Origin of the sequence: Flavobacterium gelatinilyticum, from assembly GCF_027111295.1 — a bacterium.
In the GTDB taxonomy this organism is placed as follows: Bacteria; Bacteroidota; Bacteroidia; order Flavobacteriales; family Flavobacteriaceae; genus Flavobacterium; species Flavobacterium gelatinilyticum.
Genome location: NZ_CP114287.1, coordinates 304837 through 321693, shown reverse-complemented (window position 1 = coordinate 321693; position 16857 = coordinate 304837). Strand labels below are relative to the sequence as shown.

The window sequence follows — 16857 nt, the reverse complement described above, 5'->3', positions numbered from 1 at the left end:
AACACCCAATCTGCTTGAAAATAACACCAATATGGACGTAACATTAAGACCTGCATCAGCAAGCGATTTAGGAAAAATCCTTGAAATCGTAAATCATTCCATTCTTCATACAACCGCAAATTACAGTTATGATATTCAGACTATTGAGGTACAGAGCAAATGGTTTGAAGATAAACAGGCTAAAAATCTGCCTGTTGTCGTGGCTGAATTAGAGGGCAAAGTGGTTGGTTTTGGTAGTTACGGACAGTTTCGTGAAAAAATTGGATATCAATATACTGTTGAACATTCGGTTTATGTGGTTGATAATGTGATTGGAAAAGGAATTGGTTCTAAACTGCTAACAGAGCTTATTCGTCTGGCAAAAGAACAAGGTTATCACGTAATGATTGGTGCTATCGATGCAGATAATGCCGGAAGTATTGCTTTTCATGAGCGATTTGGTTTTACGGCAACAGGAACGATACGCGAAGTAGGTTATAAATTCGATCACTGGCTGGATCTGGTTTTTATGCAGCTTATTTTGAATAAATAACTTTTGTTTAACCGCAAAGTTCACAAAAAGAGCTACGTAAAGTACGCTACTATTTTTATCACAGAGTAAGCAAAGATTGAAGCATCACATTGTGGAATTCCGCTTGTAAATAAATAATAAACCCGACAAGTTTTTGAAACATGCCGGGTTTTATTTTGTTGAATAATAAAAATTCTTAATTCTCAATTTTTAATTGATTTTTCAACTCTTAATCCAGTTAATCACCTCAGGATCTGTTGGTAAAGTTCTTGGTTTGATTACTTTTACCAATTCACCTTTTTCGTTAATCAGGTATTTTTGAAAGTTCCATTCTACTTCAGAATCCTGTAAACCATTTTTAGATTTTTGAGTAAGGAATTTGTAAACCTCGCACATATCATCTCCTTTTACAGAAACTTTATTCATCATTGGGAATGTTACCCCGTAATTCTGCTGGCAGAAAGTTTCAATTTCTTTACTTGTTCCCGGTTCCTGAGAAGCAAAATTATTTGCCGGAAAACCTACAATTACAAATCCTTTGTCTTTGTATTCTTTGTAAATCGCTTCAAGATCTTTGTACTGAGGTGTTAAGCCGCATTTTGAAGCCGTATTAACAATCATTACTTTTTTGCCTTTTAAAGACGCGAAATCAAATGTATCTCCTGATAAATCTTCAACTTTAAACTGGTAAATGTTTTCTTTTGCCATAATTTTATCTGTTTTAGACACTTTTTTCTTGCTTGTTTGAGCCTGAGTCTGTGTGTTTAGAAAGAAAACGGCACTACAGGCTATAAATAGGATTTTTTTCATCTTGTAATTTTTTATAAAATTAATTAAAATCTGTTTTGCAGTTTCTTTTTTGGCTTCTTTATTTTATTAATGATACGTTAAATAAAATTTGAAGCCTGGCGTTAATCAGACGCCAGGCTTCCCCCCATACAAACAAATCAAACCATGAATTAATTATTATGTATCTTTTATATATATGATGTATATAATTTATAAGTTTAAAATATAGTTGATGCCTCAGTTTTTTGAAAATTATTCTCTCTTCAATCACTAATTCAATTATCTATGGCGTTTATAAGTGGAAAATTTCGGTTCGTTTACTAGTTGTGATTTAATCTCTTTCTGTAATTTTCATCTGGAAGTCCGAGGACATCAACTATTCAATTTCTTTATTCTGTTTTATTTTTCTAAAATTTTAATTCAAACTGATTTTGCAGTTCCCGTTTAAAAAAATCTTTTTCGTTAAAAATTGTCATCGATAAAACTGCTGTCAGCCCTACTATTAATATTGTAAGTTTTATAGTATTTTCCATAAACTCTGCGTATCAGTTCCTAAAAACCTTTTTTGTAAGTAATAACTGTTTTATTGCTCTTTGTTTTTATTTACGTAAACAGATTGATTTTGGTTTTAAAAAAAATGAAAAAAAGTAATTTTTTTTTCACTTCTCTTATTTTACAAGGGTTCAGGTCGTTAAAAAAAATAAAAAAAATCACAAAAAAATAAATTATCTTTATCTCACGTTACCACTAAGAAGAAAAATAAATTTATGTTTAAGCTTTAAATCCCTATCTATGAGTCAAGAAGAATTGTTAGTTTTAATTTACAAAAAAGACGAAAGAGCTTTTACCCATTTGTACGATATGTACTCTAAAAGTTTATTTTCGGTCATAAATGTTTTAATAAAAAACAGAGAAGAAGCAGAAGATGTTTTGCAGGAAGTTTTTGTAAAAATCTGGAAAAATATTGATTCTTATAATGAAGGTAAGGGGCGATTTTATACCTGGATACTTAATATTGCAAGAAATACCTCAATAGATAAGCTTCGTTCGAAAAATTTTAATAACAGTCAAAAAAACCTTCCTTCAGATAATTTCGTAAATCTGTTAGATGACAGCAATAAAATGATTAATAAGATTGATACAATTGGTATTCAGGAGTTCGTAAAAAAATTAAAACCAAAATGTATCGAAATTATTGATTTGTTATTCTTTAAGGGATATACCCAGCAGGAGGCTTCAGAAGAACTGGCGCTGCCCCTTGGAACTGTCAAAACTCAAAACAGAAACTGTATTAACGATTTAAGAAATTATCTAAAAATATAATGGAAGCACAAGAATATATAGAATCAGGAATTCTGGAACTTTACGTTTATGGTTTATTAACGGAAAAGGAAAATCTGGAAATTGCAGCATTAGCAAAAACAAACCCGGAAGTAGAAAAGGAAATTATTGCAATAGAAAAAGCCATCGTAGCTTTATCATCGAGCTTTGCTCCTTTCCACTCTGTTGCTAATTTTGAAAAAATTAAAGCACGTTTAGAGCTTAAACACGGAAAAGTGGTCGATTTGAAACCAGCTTCAAACTGGACACAATATGTGGGCTGGGCTGCAGCGGTATTGTTATTGTTAGGTTTTGGTTATCAGACCTTAGAACTTACCAAAACAAAACAGGCTATTTCTACTGTTGGTACTGAAAAGAATAAAATACAACGTGATTTTGCTTTTTTAAGCCAGCAGAATAAGGAAACCGAGAAAAATCTTAGTATCGTAAGAGATATTAAAAACACAGGTGTAACACTTGGCGGTCAGGCGGTTTCTCCTTCATCGTTTGCAAAAGTATACTGGAACAAGGAGACCAAAACAACTTATATTGATGCAGCAGGTCTGCCAACACCTCCAAAAGGAATGGTATACCAGGTTTGGTCTTTAAAACTAAGTCCGGTTCTTACACCTACAAGCATTGGTCTGCTGGATAATTTTGAAGGCAACTCTCAGAAAATCTTTGCTGTAAGCCAGACTGATTCAGCTGAAGCATTTGGAATTACCCTTGAACCTGCCGGCGGAAGTTTAACGCCTACAATGGAACAATTGTATACTTTAGGAAAAGTTTAAATACGGAACTAATTATAATTTCAAAGCGCATATTAAACCCTGTTAATATGCGCTTTTTTTGATTAAACTGAATATGCTTATGAACGGAAATTTACTTTTACGAATTGCGGTGGCAATTATTCTCCTGACACATTCTGTTTTTGGAATTTTCGATAACGGAATCAACGATTTTGGAAATCTGTATTTAAATCAGATTGGCTTTGCCCCTTTTGGAGTGTTTCTGGCGTGGTCAATTAAAATCTCGCATATTATCGCCGCTATTCTTCTTCTTTTAAATAAATATTTAAAACCTGCCGGATTTATAACGATTTTTATACTGCTGATGGGAATTGTTCTGGTTCATTTTAAAGAAGGCTGGTTTGTTGTTGGCGGCGGCCGAAACGGTGCTGAATATAATTTTTTACTAATCTGCGTCCTGCTGACGATTATGTTCCCGAATGGTTTTGGAAAAACAAAATCAAATGATAAGCTTTAAAATTTAAATACTATGGAAATTATCTGTAAAAACTGCCATCAGGTTTTTAAAGGGCATTATTGTAATAATTGCGGACAACCGGCTGATACGCATAAAATAAATGCCCATTTTTTATGGCATGATATCCAGCATGGTCTTCTTCATTTTGATAAAGGAATTTTATATTCATTAAAACAATTATTTACGAGACCGGGACATTCGGTTAGGGAATTTATTGAAGGGAAACGGGTAAGGCATTTTAAACCTTTGTCTTTAGTGGTAGTTTTAGCCACGCTTTATGGTGTGTTGTACCATTATTTTCATATTAATTTGTTTCCGGACAAGTCAACTTCAAATTTTAATTATGATGAACTTAATGAGTGGCAGGCAGCGCATTTTTCATGGATTATTATAGCTACAATTCCGCTTTATACTGTAGGAACTTATATTGTTTTTAGAAAACAGGGCTATAATTATGTCGAATTTTTTGTGCTGAATACTTTCAAGGCTTCACAGCGGCTTTTTGCACAGCTTTTGACTTTTCCCATTTTGATTTACCTAAACAATACCGATTATCAGCACATACAAAAATTCACCACTACAATTTATTTTATTGGTGTGCTGTTGACATTGTGGACCAACATTCAGTTTTTTAATAAAATATCAAAAACAAAAGCCTTATTTCTAAGTCTTTTAAGTCATTTTATATTTCTGATATGCTTTATAATTGTATTTATTATCATTCTGCTGCTTCTTGGAAAAATACCTGAATAATTTTAACCGGTAAAACAAAAAGGGTTCAGCCGCTAAAGCTGAACCCTTTTGTATTTATATAAATATATCTCTATTTGTAGTATTTACGGTATTTAGGATACGTTACAGCTCCAATTACAGCTATGGTTCCCATACAGTACCAAATCCAGCTTAACGAATGCGCTTCTCCGCTTGCGTATGAATGTAAACCTACTAAGTGGAAATTTACTCCGTAATAGGTAAACAAGATCGAAATAAAAGCAAACATACTCATTAAGTTAAAGATCCATTTTCCTCTCAAAGCCGGAACAAAACGAGCGTGAATTACAAAGGCATAAACCATAATCGAGATTAAAGCCCAGGTTTCTTTTGGATCCCATCCCCAGTAACGTCCCCAGCTTTCATTTGCCCATTGTCCTCCAAGGAAGTTTCCGATAGTCAGCATGATAAGACCAATTGTCAGGGCCATTTCGTTAATATAACTTACTTCCTTAATATGTAAATCCATTTTAGCTTTGTTTTTATCATTTGTAAAGAAGATTAAAACCAAGGCAACAAAACCCAAAATCATTCCTAAAGCAGTCGGACCATAACTTCCTACAATTACTGCTACGTGAATCATTAACCAATATGAATTAAGAACAGGCTGTAAATTCGCTATTTCAGGATCAATCCAGTTCAGGTATGCCGCCATCAAAATCATTGCGGTAACAAACGCAGATGAAGCTACTGTTAATTTTGATTTTCTGTCAAAAGCCAGTCCAAAGAACATAGTCGCCCAGGCTACATATACTATAGATTCGTAAGCATTACTCCAGGGTGCGTGACCGGAAATATACCAGCGTGCAATTAAACCTAATGTATGAAGTCCAAATAATAATCCTATAATGATATGGAAACCATTTATAGTATAACGAAGCCATTTTTTCTCAAAAAAGATATTTACGATTGTAAACATAAACATGAAAATTGAAGCTGTAATGTACCAATAAGGCAGCTTTTGGAAAATATCATATTTATTATAGGCAATTTCGGCATCTACTTTTTGCTCACTTGGAAGAACTTTACTTCCAAATTTCTTCTGAAAACCGTGTATACTTTCTAATAACTGATCTGCTGTGTCCCAGTTTTTTGAAACAGAACCGTCATTTAAAGCTCGGAAGTACATCGGAATAATTTGACTCACATACGTAGAATCCATTCCTTTAAGTCCCGGATTCTGGCGTTCTAAATACGAAACCCATTTATTGCCCGGATCATTTGGCACAGGAAAAATTCTTAAAATACTGCCGCTTAACGCAGATTCCATTAAGTTTACTTTTTTATCAGTATCGATAAAATCTTTCTCAAAGCTGTTTGGATTTGCTGCTTTGTATGCTGCATCTAAATAAGGTGCCAGTTTATAGTTTCCGTTTTCATCAAAAAACTTAACAAAAGGTGCCAGTTTTGCTTTTCTGTCAAGACCAATAATTTTACGAATACTGTCATCCTTTGTATTAAGATAAATAATAGGTACCTGAATCCAAACCTGAGCATATTGAGTCATAGACAAGAAGACCTGATCAGAGTTCATTCCGTTATATTTATCACTATGACTTACTTTACGAAGTAATTCTGACGAAAAAGTATTAATAGGTTTCATCCTTCCTCCTGCATCCTGAACAATCAAACGTCCAAATTTAGCAGCATGTGCTTCAGGCGCTTTAAAAATATTCAATAATGAATCTAATTGCTTTTGACTTGGCGGCGCTGTAACATGATTGGAATGATCGTTTGGATCTGCACTATGATTATGATCGTGTTCGTGAACATGCCCCGGCGTATGAACGTGCGGTGCTTCCTGAGCAAAACCATTCAAACCAATTAATAAAAACAAAATCGTAATCAGTGTTTCCTTTTTCTTTTGAATTTTTTCTAATTTCTTTTTCAAATCTCCAAAACGAGAATGTTTAGTAAACATAATGGCCATTAAACCAATGTACAATAGAAAATATCCTAAATACGTAATATTAGTTCCCCACCAATCGTGATTTACAGATAAAACAGTTCCTTTTTCATCCGGATGAAATGAAGACTGGAAGAAACGATATCCTTTATAATCTAAAACGTGGTTCATATAAATATCTGCATCAAAAGTTTCTGTAGAATCAATTACAGTAACCTTACTTTTAAAAGAAGAATAACTTTTTTCTGTTCCCGGATATTTGTCTGCGATAAAATCATTTAGTTTAATCTGAAATGGCAGTACATACGCTTTACTTCCAAAAAATAAAGAATATTCAATATTACCAATTTTCACTGTTTTTGGTTCTCCAACGCTTCCTTTAGATCCTAAAAGCATTACTTCTTTCTCCTGTCCTTCTGCTTTTACTTTTACAACCAAAGCATCTGAATGTTCTTTTGCTTTAAAATCGTTACTTGATTCGTAATCGATTTTACCTCTCATCGGCATATCAGGAAAAACGATACGAATATCGCCAATGCTGTATAAAGAACGCATCATTAAAGGCTGTACATCATCTTTGGTTACTTTTCCTTTAACCTGATCTGCCATTCGCATATATTCACCTTCAAAAGGAGTCTGGATTGTAAATTTTTCACCAGTAGTATTGATGTTGATCGCACCATCTGTCTGTTTGTTTAAGGCAAATAATACATTGTGAATGTTTTGCACTTCACCTTCTTTCAGGTAATGTTCTTCACGTCCGCCGGCACCGGCTTCGACTAATTTAAGATATAAAGTACCGTTTGGATCTTCTTTAACGACTTCTTTGGCTCCCATAATATACTTAGAGTATGTTACTTCAAAAGGAGTTTCGTCAAACTTTCCGGAAATTGTAAAATCATTATTGGTAACCGGAGAAAGCAGCAGACTTTTTTCGAAAACCCTGCGTTTCATTTCTCCTTTATATTCACCGTCAGCAAAAACAGTTAAGAATGTTTTATCAGAATACAACTGATTTTCTGTCGCTCCTTCACGAATCGGCATCATTCCTTCATAACTAATATATCTTGTAATAAATGCTCCAACAAGGATAAAAATAAAAGACAGGTGAAGTAATAAAGTCGCCCATTTTTCTTTTTTAAGAAGCTGGTATTTTTTAATATTTCCGAAGAAATTAATCACGAAAATAACCATTATAGCTTCGAACCACCAGGTATTGTAAATTAAAATTCTGGCTGTATCGGTATTGTATTTACTTTCGATAAAAGTTCCAATACCCATTGCAATTGCGAATGTTAAAAAAAGAACGGCCATTAAACGTGTAGAAAACAAAAAAGAGAATATTTTTTTATCCATTTCTTAGGAATTACATTGATATAAAGTGCGACAAAAGTACTTAAAAATGTTGATTTGAGATACTTGTAATTTGTTAATAAAAACCAAATAAACCAGCCGTTTATCTGTCATATATTAAATAAATTAAAGGGATTCTTTCATTTTTGTATTTTGATCAATGCTGTTTCTTAGTACAAGAAAGGGTAATTAAATATAAATCAGTTTAATCCATAACAAAGGATTAAACTGATTTATTTGTTTATAAGGATTTAAACATCTTCTTAAAAAAACTATTATTTCATTTTTTTCTCAATTTTCGATATTCTTTCAGAAAGATCTTTAAATGATTTGTTTTCTTCTTTTAATATTTCTATTTCCTTTGATTGTTGAATTGAGTATAGTGTGAGTTCTTCAATTTTTTGTAAAAGTTTAGCATTCATTTCACCTAAATTGATACCATTTTTCAAAACTTCTTCCTCAGTAGGGATATTTTTAAGATGACCTTTTTCTTTAATATGATTTTCTACTTCTGCCAAAGTTGGCAAATTATATTCTTTTTTAAATACAAAATCTGACCATCCTGTCATATCAACTTTTACTTCCTTAGAATGAATTGTTCCGTTTACATCTAAATGGTTTTTAGGATTTGTTATACCAATACCTACATAGCCATTAGAATTTATTATCATCTGTTCCTTATTGTTATTTGTATTAAAAGAAATCCCTCCTCCAAGGGTACCTCCACCTCTAAAAAAGTTAATTGAACTATTTGTAAGATTATAAAAACTATGTTCAATTGAGAAAGATTTACCATTAACTACTGAGGTATTATAGCTTCTTACTCCTAAAAAAGTTCCGTCGCCAACTGAATCACCTTCAGCTAATCTTGCAAATACTGTGGATAGAATACCATTTCCTGTTGTTTTTGCTACATCAAGAACAGATCTTGGATTAGTTGTGCCAATTCCCACATTTCCACTTATAATTTGATTTCCTGTAAAAGTGTTAGCTTCTCGAGTAGCTAATTCAACCCATGATGTATTTACAGGTGATAAATCCCCTCCAACAATCTTTCTAAAAAATAATCGATCATTAACTGCAAATGATGAGGCAATTTGTAATTGATAATTATTATTTCTACCTGTATGTCTCATAGTAAATAAATGCTGCCATGGATTACTTACGTCTGGAGTTACACCTTTTGTTGGTTCATTAAGATATTGAAGAGTACCGTAATACCCATTGTAAATCCCTGATTTAAGTGCAACCGAAAAGTCTTGTAAAGCTGCCGGGGCATACCCGTCTCCTATCTCTTGAGAGAAAACAATATTTGTTAATAATAAAAAAGCAATAGAAGTAATTATTTTTTTCATATTTATTAATTAATTTCTGTCAATATTATAAAAATTCAAACACATAATCAAATTTAAATATGTTAAGAAAATAATGGAATGAATAGATTAAAGTACAATATCTAAACTAAAAAAAGACTGTTCTGGTTTTTAAAAAATAATACTAATTTTGCGATATGATTCGAATAACGATTATTGGTTCCGGAAATGTTGCCCAGCATTTAATAAAAGCTTTTTCTGCAAGTAATCTTGTTGAAATTGTTCAGGCATTTTCGAGAAAAAAAGAAGCGCTCACTCATCTTCTTGATTCAGAAAAAATTACAACCGATTTTACAGCGCTACAAGAAGCTGATTTGTATATTATTTCGGTTTCAGATAATGCTATTTCAGAAGTTTCTTCTCAGCTGCCTTTTGAAAACCGATTAGTGGTTCATACTTCAGGTACTACTCCTATTGATGTTCTGGATTCAAAGAACAGAAAAGGCGTTTTTTATCCGCTGCAGACTTTTTCTAAAAATAAAGAAGTCGATTTTTCAGTGATTCCCATTTGTTTAGAAACGCAAAAATCAGAAGATTATATTGTTTTAGAAACAGCAGCAAACAGCATTTCCAACTCTGTTTATCCTATAAGTTCAGAACAGCGAAAAGCACTTCATGTGGCCGCTGTTTTTGTAAATAACTTCACGAATCATTTATATCAGATTGGGCATGAAATCTGCGAAGAACATCAAGTTCCTTTTGAAGTACTGGGTCCTTTAATTCAGGAAACAGCCGAAAAAATTAAAACGCTGAATCCGGCAGACGCACAAACCGGACCTGCTAAACGTCATGACTCGGTTACCACAGATGCGCATATGGCTTATATTACCAATGAAAATCAAAAAAATATTTACAAAATACTAACACAATCTATACAGAATAATGGCAAAAAGTTATAAAGAAATGATGAACGACATTACAACATTTATTTTTGATGTTGATGGCGTACTTACAGACAGTTCGGTTTTTGTAACCACAGAAGGAGAAATTCTTCGTACGATGAATATTCGCGACGGTTATGCAATGAAAGCTGCAGTTGAAAGCGGTTACCATGTCTGCATCATTTCTGGAGGAAGCAATGAAGGGGTCCGCGTAAGGCTTCAGAATTTAGGAATTACCGATATTCATTTAGGAACTCCTGATAAAGTAAAAACATTTAAAGAATATACTGAAACTAACAACATTAAACCGGAACAGGTTTTATACATGGGCGATGATATTCCGGATTATCATGTAATGAAATTGGTAGGTTTACCAACCTCTCCACAGGATGCAACTCCTGAAATTAAAAACATCTGCCGCTACATTTCGCACGTAAAAGGCGGAAGAGGCGCTGCCCGCGACGTAATCGAACAGGTTATGAAAGTACAAGGAAAATGGATGGAATATTTTAACGGACAACACGATTAAATGATTTTAGATTGCAGATTTTAGATTTTAGATTTTTAGATAATTATTACTAGACACAGAAATCTTTACCGCTTTGTCACTCTGTATCTATGTAACTTAAAAAAAAACAGCACCTTAGCCCCTCAGAACCTATAAAAAAATGAAATACCTAAAATTAATTCGATATAAAAATTTACTGATGCTTGCTTTTATGCAGGTTTTGTTTCGTTATTCATTTGTACAGCAAAAAGTGCCTTTGGCGCTGGCTGACTGGCAGTACGGACTTTTGGTTTTAAGTACGGTTTTAATTGCCGCTGCCGGATATGTAATCAACAATATTTACGATGTTCCTACAGATACCATTAATAAACCCAATGATGTGGTTATTGGCAGAGGAATTTCAGAAACCAGAGCGTACAATATTTATATCGGACTTAATATTACAGGCGTTGTATTAGGTTTTTATTTATCGAATGTAATTATGAGACCAATGTTTGCTTCGTTGTTTATTTTTATTGCTTCGCTTCTTTATTTTTACGCCACAAACCTAAAGCAGATCATGATTTTAGGAAATTTTGTGGTTGCTTTACTTCTTTCCATCAGCGTTTTGATTATTGGCGTTTTTGATCTTTTTCCGGCTACAACTTCAGAAAACCAGGCACAAATGGCCAGTTTATTTTCGATATTAATAGATTATGCTGTTTTTGCTTTTATGATCAATTTTGTTCGCGAAATAGTGAAAGATATCGAAGATATGGACGGCGATTACAATCAGGGAATGAATACGCTGCCTATTGCAATAGGAAAAAGCAGGGCAGCCAAAATCGCTTTGGGATTTGCTGTAATTCCCTTTATTCTTTGTGCACTTTACATAAATAAATATTTTTTTGAAAATAATCTGTTGATTGTAACGTTTTACACATTTGCCACGGTTTTAGCTCCTTTGTTATATTTTATTGTAAAAATATTTGGAGCCAAAACGCAAAAGGATTTTCATCATCTGAGTACTATTTTAAAACTGATTTTATTCTTCGGAATTTTATCCGTGCTAGTCATCAGCTTAAATATTCAATTCAATGCTTAAAGAAAAACTTAAGAAATATAAATTAATTCTGGCATCGGGATCGCCCCGCAGGCAGCAATTTTTTAAAGATCTGGACCTTGATTTTGAAATCCGGTTAAAAGATGTTGAAGAAATTTATCCTCCGGAATTAAAAGCGGTTGAAATTACTGATTATTTGGCCGAATTAAAAGCCAGTGCTTTTGATGGCGAGCTGAATGATAACGAAATACTGATAACAAGCGACACAATTGTCTGGCTTAAAGATAAAGCTTTAGGAAAACCAAAAAATGCCGAAGATGCTTTTCAGATGATTAAATCGATGTCGAATACAACTCATGAAGTCATTACATCGGTTTGTTTTAAAACCAATAAAGCTTCTGCCCTCTTGCACGATGTTACAAAAGTTACTTTTAAAGAACTGTCAGACGAAGCAATTTTGTATTATATCGAAAACTACAAACCTTATGATAAAGCCGGCGCTTATGGAATTCAGGAATGGTTTGGTTTTATGGCAGTTACAAAAGTTGAAGGTTCTTATACCAATGTTATGGGACTGCCAACAGCCAAAGTTTACGAATATTTGACTACATTAGTGTAAAAAATTATAATATGTTTTCATTTAAAGAGTACAGCCACGAAATATTTGCAACCGTAATTCTTCTTATTATTTTATTGGTATTACGAGTTATAGTTGCCAATTTAGTAAAAAGATTTGCCAGTTCAAGTCAGATATTTGAACACCGTACCAATCTAATTATCAAATACATCAATATTTTAATGAATATCCTGATTACAGTTAGTTTAATTGTAATCTGGGGAGTTGAAACAAAAGATATTTTTATCACCATATCGTCTATCGCAACCGTTATTGGGGTAGCAATGTTTGCACAATGGTCTATTCTTAGTAATATAACATCGGGAATGGTTTTATTTTTTTCATTTCCTTTCAGGATTGGCGATACCATCAAAATTCACGATAAGGACTTCCCTATCGAAGCTGAAATTGAAGACATCAGTACTTTTCATGTCAATTTAAAAACCAAAGACGGAGAGCGCATTGTTTTTCCTAATAATCTTCTGTTGCAAAAAGGAATCTCTATAATGCCGTCGAATTACGAGGAAAAAGAGTTTTTTGATTAATTTTTGAATGGAAATTTTATAACGTAAATAGGAAAAGCTGGAACGATTTAATTTAAAGAAATCGTAATATTTGCTTAACCATTTTACATATATCTAATAAAATTCCATCAAAAATGATTCAACCATTAAAATTGCCATTTTATGCAAAACTTGCGTGCATATTAGTAAGTTTAATTTCATTTGCTTACATATTCTGTATTACCAAAGATATCCTCACGCCTGTTTTAATGGCATTTTTATTTGCAGTACTGCTCCTGCCAATTTTTACCTTTTTAAATACAAAACTTAAATTTCCCAGACATCTTGCCGCGATTGTCTGCATGGTTTTATTTCTCTCCGTCATTGTCGGGATTCTGGTTTTTATATCGTATCAGGTTACGTATATGGCCAATGATTTTGACACGATTAAGAAAAACGCCAATTCGTTTATTATCGAAATTCATAAATTTATAAGAGAGAATTTTCAGGTAAGCATTGGCGAGCAAAAAAAATATATTGATACCGTGACTAAAGATTCGGTTAAAAACGGTCAGGCAACTTTGGGATCTTTTATTGTATCCATGAGCGATGTTCTTTTAGACAGTACCATTGTGGTTATATACACTTTCTTATTTTTGATATATAAAGAACACTTCAAGCTGTTTTTTGCCAAACTGATAAAAAAAGAAAATCATCCGGTTTTAAAAGATATTCTTTCACAGATAAAAGTTTCCATTAATAATTATATCGTCAGTTTAATTATCGAGCTGATAGTTGTAGCCGTTTTAACCAGTTTAGGATTGTGGATTATCGGAATTAAATATTTTATTCTGCTGGGATTAATTACCGGAATCTTAAATCTTGTACCGTATATTGGGATTTTAATTGCCGGAATTATAACCGTTTTAGCATCTTTAACAGGATCTGCTGAAATTTCTATGATTCTTGGAATTTTGATCGTAAATATCATTGTTCAGTTTATAGATAATAATTTACTTGTACCGCTTATTATCAATTCAAAGGTAGAAATAAACGCTTTTGTTTCGATCATGGGCATCATTGTAGGCGGTGCAGCGGCCGGAATTGCCGGAATGTTCCTTGCTATCCCGCTGCTGGCTATCCTGAAAATAATTTTTGACCGAATCGAACCGCTTGAACCATGGGGTTATCTGATGGGAAATCATATTCCGAGACGATTTACGTGGAGAGTCAGACGCGTTAAAACTGAAAACTAAAATAATTCACTCATTTAAAAATTGTAAGTTTATTTGCTTTAAATTCACATAGAAATAAACGCCTGTATTACGTCTAATAATAAATCTGAATGTCACCAAATAGAAAAATATTTATTCTTATTTTCTTTTGCTTTTGTTTTCAAAGCATCTTTGCCCAGACAGATAAAACAACAACAGAAAAACCTCAGAAAAAGGACAGTACAGAGATTTATACAAAAATCAAGAATTATTCTAAAAAAAATAAATTTACCCAGACACTTCACAAACTTCTTTTCAGGTCAAAAAAACCGCGAAAAAAAGATCAGATTATTGAGCCAAGTGATACAGAACGCTATGAAGGAAAAATTATCCGCAAGATCAATATCGTGACGCTGGATCCGTTTGGATTTTCGATTTCAGATACTGCGGCAGCACCCAAAAACTGGGCTGAAAGAACCGGTAATCGTTTTCATCTCAAAACCAAAAAAATAGCGATTTACAATCTGCTGTTATTTAAACGAAACACACCTTATGATCCTTATAAAGTTCAGGAATCTGAGCGTTTGATTCGTTCGCAGCGCTACGTTACTGCCGTGCGAATTACAAATGAACTGGCTAGTCCGGCATCTGATTCCGTTGACGTAACCATCCGTGTTTTGGATTCCTGGAGCACCATTCCGAGATTTTCTATATCCAGCAGCAGGGTTTCTGTGGGAGTTAAAGAAAAAGACTTTTTTGGGACTGGCCAGCAGCTAGAATATCGCTTTACCAACAGATTTAGCGATGGTGCCAATGCCAATGACGTTATTTATACAGTTCCGAACATCAAAAACACGTATATAGGAACTACTTTGCACTATAATGTAGATTTAGATAACAATTATCTCAAAAGCATTGATATTGAAAGGGATTTCTATTCTCCTCTAACGAAATGGGCGGGCGGTGTTTTTGTTGGACAAAGTTTTAGAAGAGACAGTCTGCAGGCTCCTGATTCAACTTATAAGTTTCAGCCTTTTAAATACAATTTTCAGGATATGTGGATTGGAAAGGCCACAAAAGTATTCGAAGATGAAAACCAAGCCATTACCAATCTGATTGTTTCGGCCCGCTTTTTAAATCAGGAATATACTGAAACACCGGATTCTATTTACGATCCGACTCATTTCTACGCAAGCGAAAAACTGCTTTTAATGGGAGTTGGATTAAACAGACGTAAATTTATCAAGGACAATTATATTTTTAGAAACGGACAAGTCGAAGACGTTCCTATTGGACGAATTTACGGGATTACCTTTGGTTATCAGTACAAAAACACCTTTTGGAGGCCTTATGTGGGCGCCCAGTTTTCTTTTGGCAATTATTACAAATTTGGTTTTCTGAGCATGAATTTTGAAGCCGGAACTTTCTTTCATCAGTCCAAAACGTATCAGACCGCTTTTTTGCTTGAATCCAATTATTTTACCAAATTATTCAATCTTGGAACCTGGAAACTGCGCCAATTCGTTAATCCCAAAGTGGTTGTAGGAATGAACCGTGATGATATTGTTGGCGACGTACTAAATGTGAATGAGCGAAACGGCCTCGCAGGATTCAATGCAGCTTTGTACGGAACCAGCAAAGCTATTTTGTCGCTGCAAACGCAGACGTATTCTCCGTATGCGTTATGGGGATTCCGTTTAAATCCGTTTTTTAATTATTCGATTGCTGTTATGGGCGATCCTGATAATGCCATGATTAAAAGCAAAGCGTATTCAAAACTTACCTTAGGTCTATTAATAAGTAATGACTATTTGGTATTTAGTTCCTTTCAGCTTTCATTATCTTATTATCCAAGTATTCCGTTTCAGGGCGATAACGTTTTTAAAACCAATACTTTTGAAACTACAGACTATGGCCTGCAGAGTTTTGAGCTTGCAAAACCAAGAATTGTCGATTATAAATAATCAGAATAAATTAGAAATCTGCTGCTTTTTTATTTTTATAAAAACATTTCATTATCAGCATTTTACCCAATAACCACGCGGTAGTCCACTCGTCAAAGCGCACATTTATTCGACATAATGCAATTGTTTTTTTACTTTTGGCACGGTATATGGAAATCTCTATACAGGAGTAACAATTAAACTTTAGAAAAGATGAAAACAATAAAAATAGCAATCGCCGGATTATTTCTTTTGGTTGCAAACGCCGCACAAGCTCAGGTATCTGTAAACGTAAATATTGGAACACCTCCAGCCTGGGGACCTGCAGGATATACAGAAATGGAATATTATTATCTTCCTGATATTGAAGCGTATTATGATGTTCGTGCTTCGCAGTTTATTTATTACGGAAGAGGAAAATGGGTTAGAACAACTTATTTACCAAGACAATACAGAAACTATGATTTATACGGAGGTTACAAAGTAGTTTTGACAGATTACCACGGAAGAACTCCTTATAATCACTTTAAAGCTCATAAAGTTAAATATTACAGAGGATATCACGGACCGGCTCAAAGACCTTATAAACCTAGACCGGTATATGGTTACAATGAGCGTCGTCATGATAACAGAAATTACAAACATTACGACAAACACGATAAACACCACGGAAAACACGATCGTCACGACAGAGATGACCACCATCATGGAGGTCCTGGAAGAAGATAATTGCTAAATTACTAGTAATCAATACAAGAGAGTATCAAAAAAAGGATACTCTCTTTTTTTTTGATTTTATTTTTAGGATCTTTTGTTAATTCTTTGTAAATTTAATATAAATTACTATAAGCCAGTAAGTTT

16 protein-coding genes are annotated in these 16857 nt (G+C 33.6%); 13 read left to right on the top strand and 3 right to left on the bottom strand.

Translation table 11 applies throughout. The features are described 5' to 3' along the window. Positions 1-31: 31 nt before the first annotated feature. Entirely contained in the window at positions 32-532 is a 501-nt protein-coding gene (locus OZP11_RS01190) for a GNAT family N-acetyltransferase (RefSeq protein ID WP_281233415.1), read from the top strand. A gap of 201 nt (positions 533-733) precedes the next feature. Here OZP11_RS01190 and OZP11_RS01185 read toward each other — a convergent pair whose 3' ends face one another. Beyond that, a complete protein-coding gene (locus OZP11_RS01185) occupies positions 734-1321 on the bottom strand; it encodes a glutathione peroxidase (protein WP_281233414.1) in 588 nt (195 codons plus the stop codon). A gap of 771 nt (positions 1322-2092) precedes the next feature. Between OZP11_RS01185 and OZP11_RS01180 the strand changes: the two genes are divergently transcribed. From OZP11_RS01180 to OZP11_RS01165, 4 genes are all read left to right on the top strand, one after another. Beyond that, a complete protein-coding gene (locus OZP11_RS01180; RefSeq protein ID WP_281233413.1) occupies positions 2093-2623 on the top strand; it encodes an RNA polymerase sigma factor in 531 nt (176 codons plus the stop codon). Beyond that, positions 2623-3411, top strand: a complete 789-nt coding sequence (locus tag OZP11_RS01175; protein ID WP_281233412.1) for an anti-sigma factor — start codon at positions 2623-2625, stop codon at positions 3409-3411. The genes OZP11_RS01180 and OZP11_RS01175 overlap by 1 nt, the downstream gene beginning before the upstream one ends. Positions 3412-3490: 79 nt before the next feature. Next, on the top strand, positions 3491-3886 hold the full coding sequence (locus tag OZP11_RS01170; protein ID WP_281233411.1) for a DoxX family protein: 396 nt from the start codon (positions 3491-3493) through the stop codon (positions 3884-3886). A gap of 12 nt (positions 3887-3898) precedes the next feature. Further along, on the top strand, positions 3899-4639 hold the full coding sequence (locus OZP11_RS01165; RefSeq protein ID WP_281233410.1) for a DUF3667 domain-containing protein: 741 nt from the start codon (positions 3899-3901) through the stop codon (positions 4637-4639). A gap of 70 nt (positions 4640-4709) precedes the next feature. On the opposite strand, the gene OZP11_RS01160 is transcribed toward OZP11_RS01165, so the two are convergent. Both OZP11_RS01160 and OZP11_RS01155 read right to left on the bottom strand, forming a co-directional pair. Beyond that, on the bottom strand, positions 4710-7919 hold the full coding sequence (locus OZP11_RS01160) for a cytochrome c biogenesis protein CcsA (protein ID WP_281233409.1): 3210 nt from the start codon (positions 7917-7919) through the stop codon (positions 4710-4712). 272 nt (positions 7920-8191) lie between these two features. Beyond that, positions 8192-9271, bottom strand: a complete 1080-nt coding sequence (locus OZP11_RS01155; protein ID WP_281233408.1) for a hypothetical protein — start codon at positions 9269-9271, stop codon at positions 8192-8194. Between the two features lie 155 nt (positions 9272-9426). Here OZP11_RS01155 and OZP11_RS01150 point away from each other — a divergent pair, with 155 nt between their 5' ends. From OZP11_RS01150 to OZP11_RS01115, 8 genes are all read left to right on the top strand, one after another. Further along, positions 9427-10188 carry a Rossmann-like and DUF2520 domain-containing protein gene (locus OZP11_RS01150; protein WP_281233407.1) on the top strand — a complete coding sequence of 254 codons (762 nt, stop codon included), beginning with the start codon at positions 9427-9429 and terminating at the stop codon, positions 10186-10188. After that, the gene (locus OZP11_RS01145) at positions 10172-10699 is read left to right on the top strand and encodes a KdsC family phosphatase (protein ID WP_281233406.1); all 528 of its coding nucleotides are present in this window, start codon (positions 10172-10174) and stop codon (positions 10697-10699) included. The genes OZP11_RS01150 and OZP11_RS01145 overlap by 17 nt, the downstream gene beginning before the upstream one ends. A gap of 139 nt (positions 10700-10838) precedes the next feature. After that, positions 10839-11762, top strand: coding sequence for a geranylgeranylglycerol-phosphate geranylgeranyltransferase (locus OZP11_RS01140; protein WP_281233405.1), 924 nt, complete (start codon positions 10839-10841; stop codon positions 11760-11762). Then, entirely contained in the window at positions 11755-12339 is a 585-nt protein-coding gene (locus OZP11_RS01135; protein ID WP_281233404.1) for a Maf-like protein, read from the top strand. Before OZP11_RS01140 ends, OZP11_RS01135 begins: the two co-directional genes overlap by 8 nt. Before the next feature lie 11 nt (positions 12340-12350). Next, a complete protein-coding gene (locus OZP11_RS01130) occupies positions 12351-12881 on the top strand; it encodes a mechanosensitive ion channel domain-containing protein (RefSeq protein WP_281233403.1) in 531 nt (176 codons plus the stop codon). A gap of 113 nt (positions 12882-12994) precedes the next feature. Next, positions 12995-14095, top strand: coding sequence for an AI-2E family transporter (locus OZP11_RS01125; protein ID WP_281233402.1), 1101 nt, complete (start codon positions 12995-12997; stop codon positions 14093-14095). Between the two features lie 89 nt (positions 14096-14184). After that, on the top strand, positions 14185-16017 hold the full coding sequence (locus OZP11_RS01120) for a BamA/TamA family outer membrane protein (RefSeq protein ID WP_281233401.1): 1833 nt from the start codon (positions 14185-14187) through the stop codon (positions 16015-16017). Between the two features lie 192 nt (positions 16018-16209). Further along, positions 16210-16725, top strand: a complete 516-nt coding sequence (locus OZP11_RS01115; RefSeq protein WP_281233400.1) for a hypothetical protein — start codon at positions 16210-16212, stop codon at positions 16723-16725. Positions 16726-16857: the final 132 nt, after the last annotated feature.

Coding starts and splice junctions, on each gene's coding strand:
- OZP11_RS01190 (WP_281233415.1), top strand. CDS start 32: ATGGACGTAACATTAAGACCTGCATCAGCAAGCGATTTAGGAAAAATC.
- OZP11_RS01185 (WP_281233414.1), bottom strand. CDS start 1,321: ATGAAAAAAATCCTATTTATAGCCTGTAGTGCCGTTTTCTTTCTAAAC.
- OZP11_RS01180 (WP_281233413.1), top strand. CDS start 2,093: ATGAGTCAAGAAGAATTGTTAGTTTTAATTTACAAAAAAGACGAAAGA.
- OZP11_RS01175 (WP_281233412.1), top strand. CDS start 2,623: ATGGAAGCACAAGAATATATAGAATCAGGAATTCTGGAACTTTACGTT.
- OZP11_RS01170 (WP_281233411.1), top strand. CDS start 3,491: ATGAACGGAAATTTACTTTTACGAATTGCGGTGGCAATTATTCTCCTG.
- OZP11_RS01165 (WP_281233410.1), top strand. CDS start 3,899: ATGGAAATTATCTGTAAAAACTGCCATCAGGTTTTTAAAGGGCATTAT.
- OZP11_RS01160 (WP_281233409.1), bottom strand. CDS start 7,919: ATGGATAAAAAAATATTCTCTTTTTTGTTTTCTACACGTTTAATGGCC.
- OZP11_RS01155 (WP_281233408.1), bottom strand. CDS start 9,271: ATGAAAAAAATAATTACTTCTATTGCTTTTTTATTATTAACAAATATT.
- OZP11_RS01150 (WP_281233407.1), top strand. CDS start 9,427: ATGATTCGAATAACGATTATTGGTTCCGGAAATGTTGCCCAGCATTTA.
- OZP11_RS01145 (WP_281233406.1), top strand. CDS start 10,172: ATGGCAAAAAGTTATAAAGAAATGATGAACGACATTACAACATTTATT.
- OZP11_RS01140 (WP_281233405.1), top strand. CDS start 10,839: ATGAAATACCTAAAATTAATTCGATATAAAAATTTACTGATGCTTGCT.
- OZP11_RS01135 (WP_281233404.1), top strand. CDS start 11,755: ATGCTTAAAGAAAAACTTAAGAAATATAAATTAATTCTGGCATCGGGA.
- OZP11_RS01130 (WP_281233403.1), top strand. CDS start 12,351: ATGTTTTCATTTAAAGAGTACAGCCACGAAATATTTGCAACCGTAATT.
- OZP11_RS01125 (WP_281233402.1), top strand. CDS start 12,995: ATGATTCAACCATTAAAATTGCCATTTTATGCAAAACTTGCGTGCATA.
- OZP11_RS01120 (WP_281233401.1), top strand. CDS start 14,185: ATGTCACCAAATAGAAAAATATTTATTCTTATTTTCTTTTGCTTTTGT.
- OZP11_RS01115 (WP_281233400.1), top strand. CDS start 16,210: ATGAAAACAATAAAAATAGCAATCGCCGGATTATTTCTTTTGGTTGCA.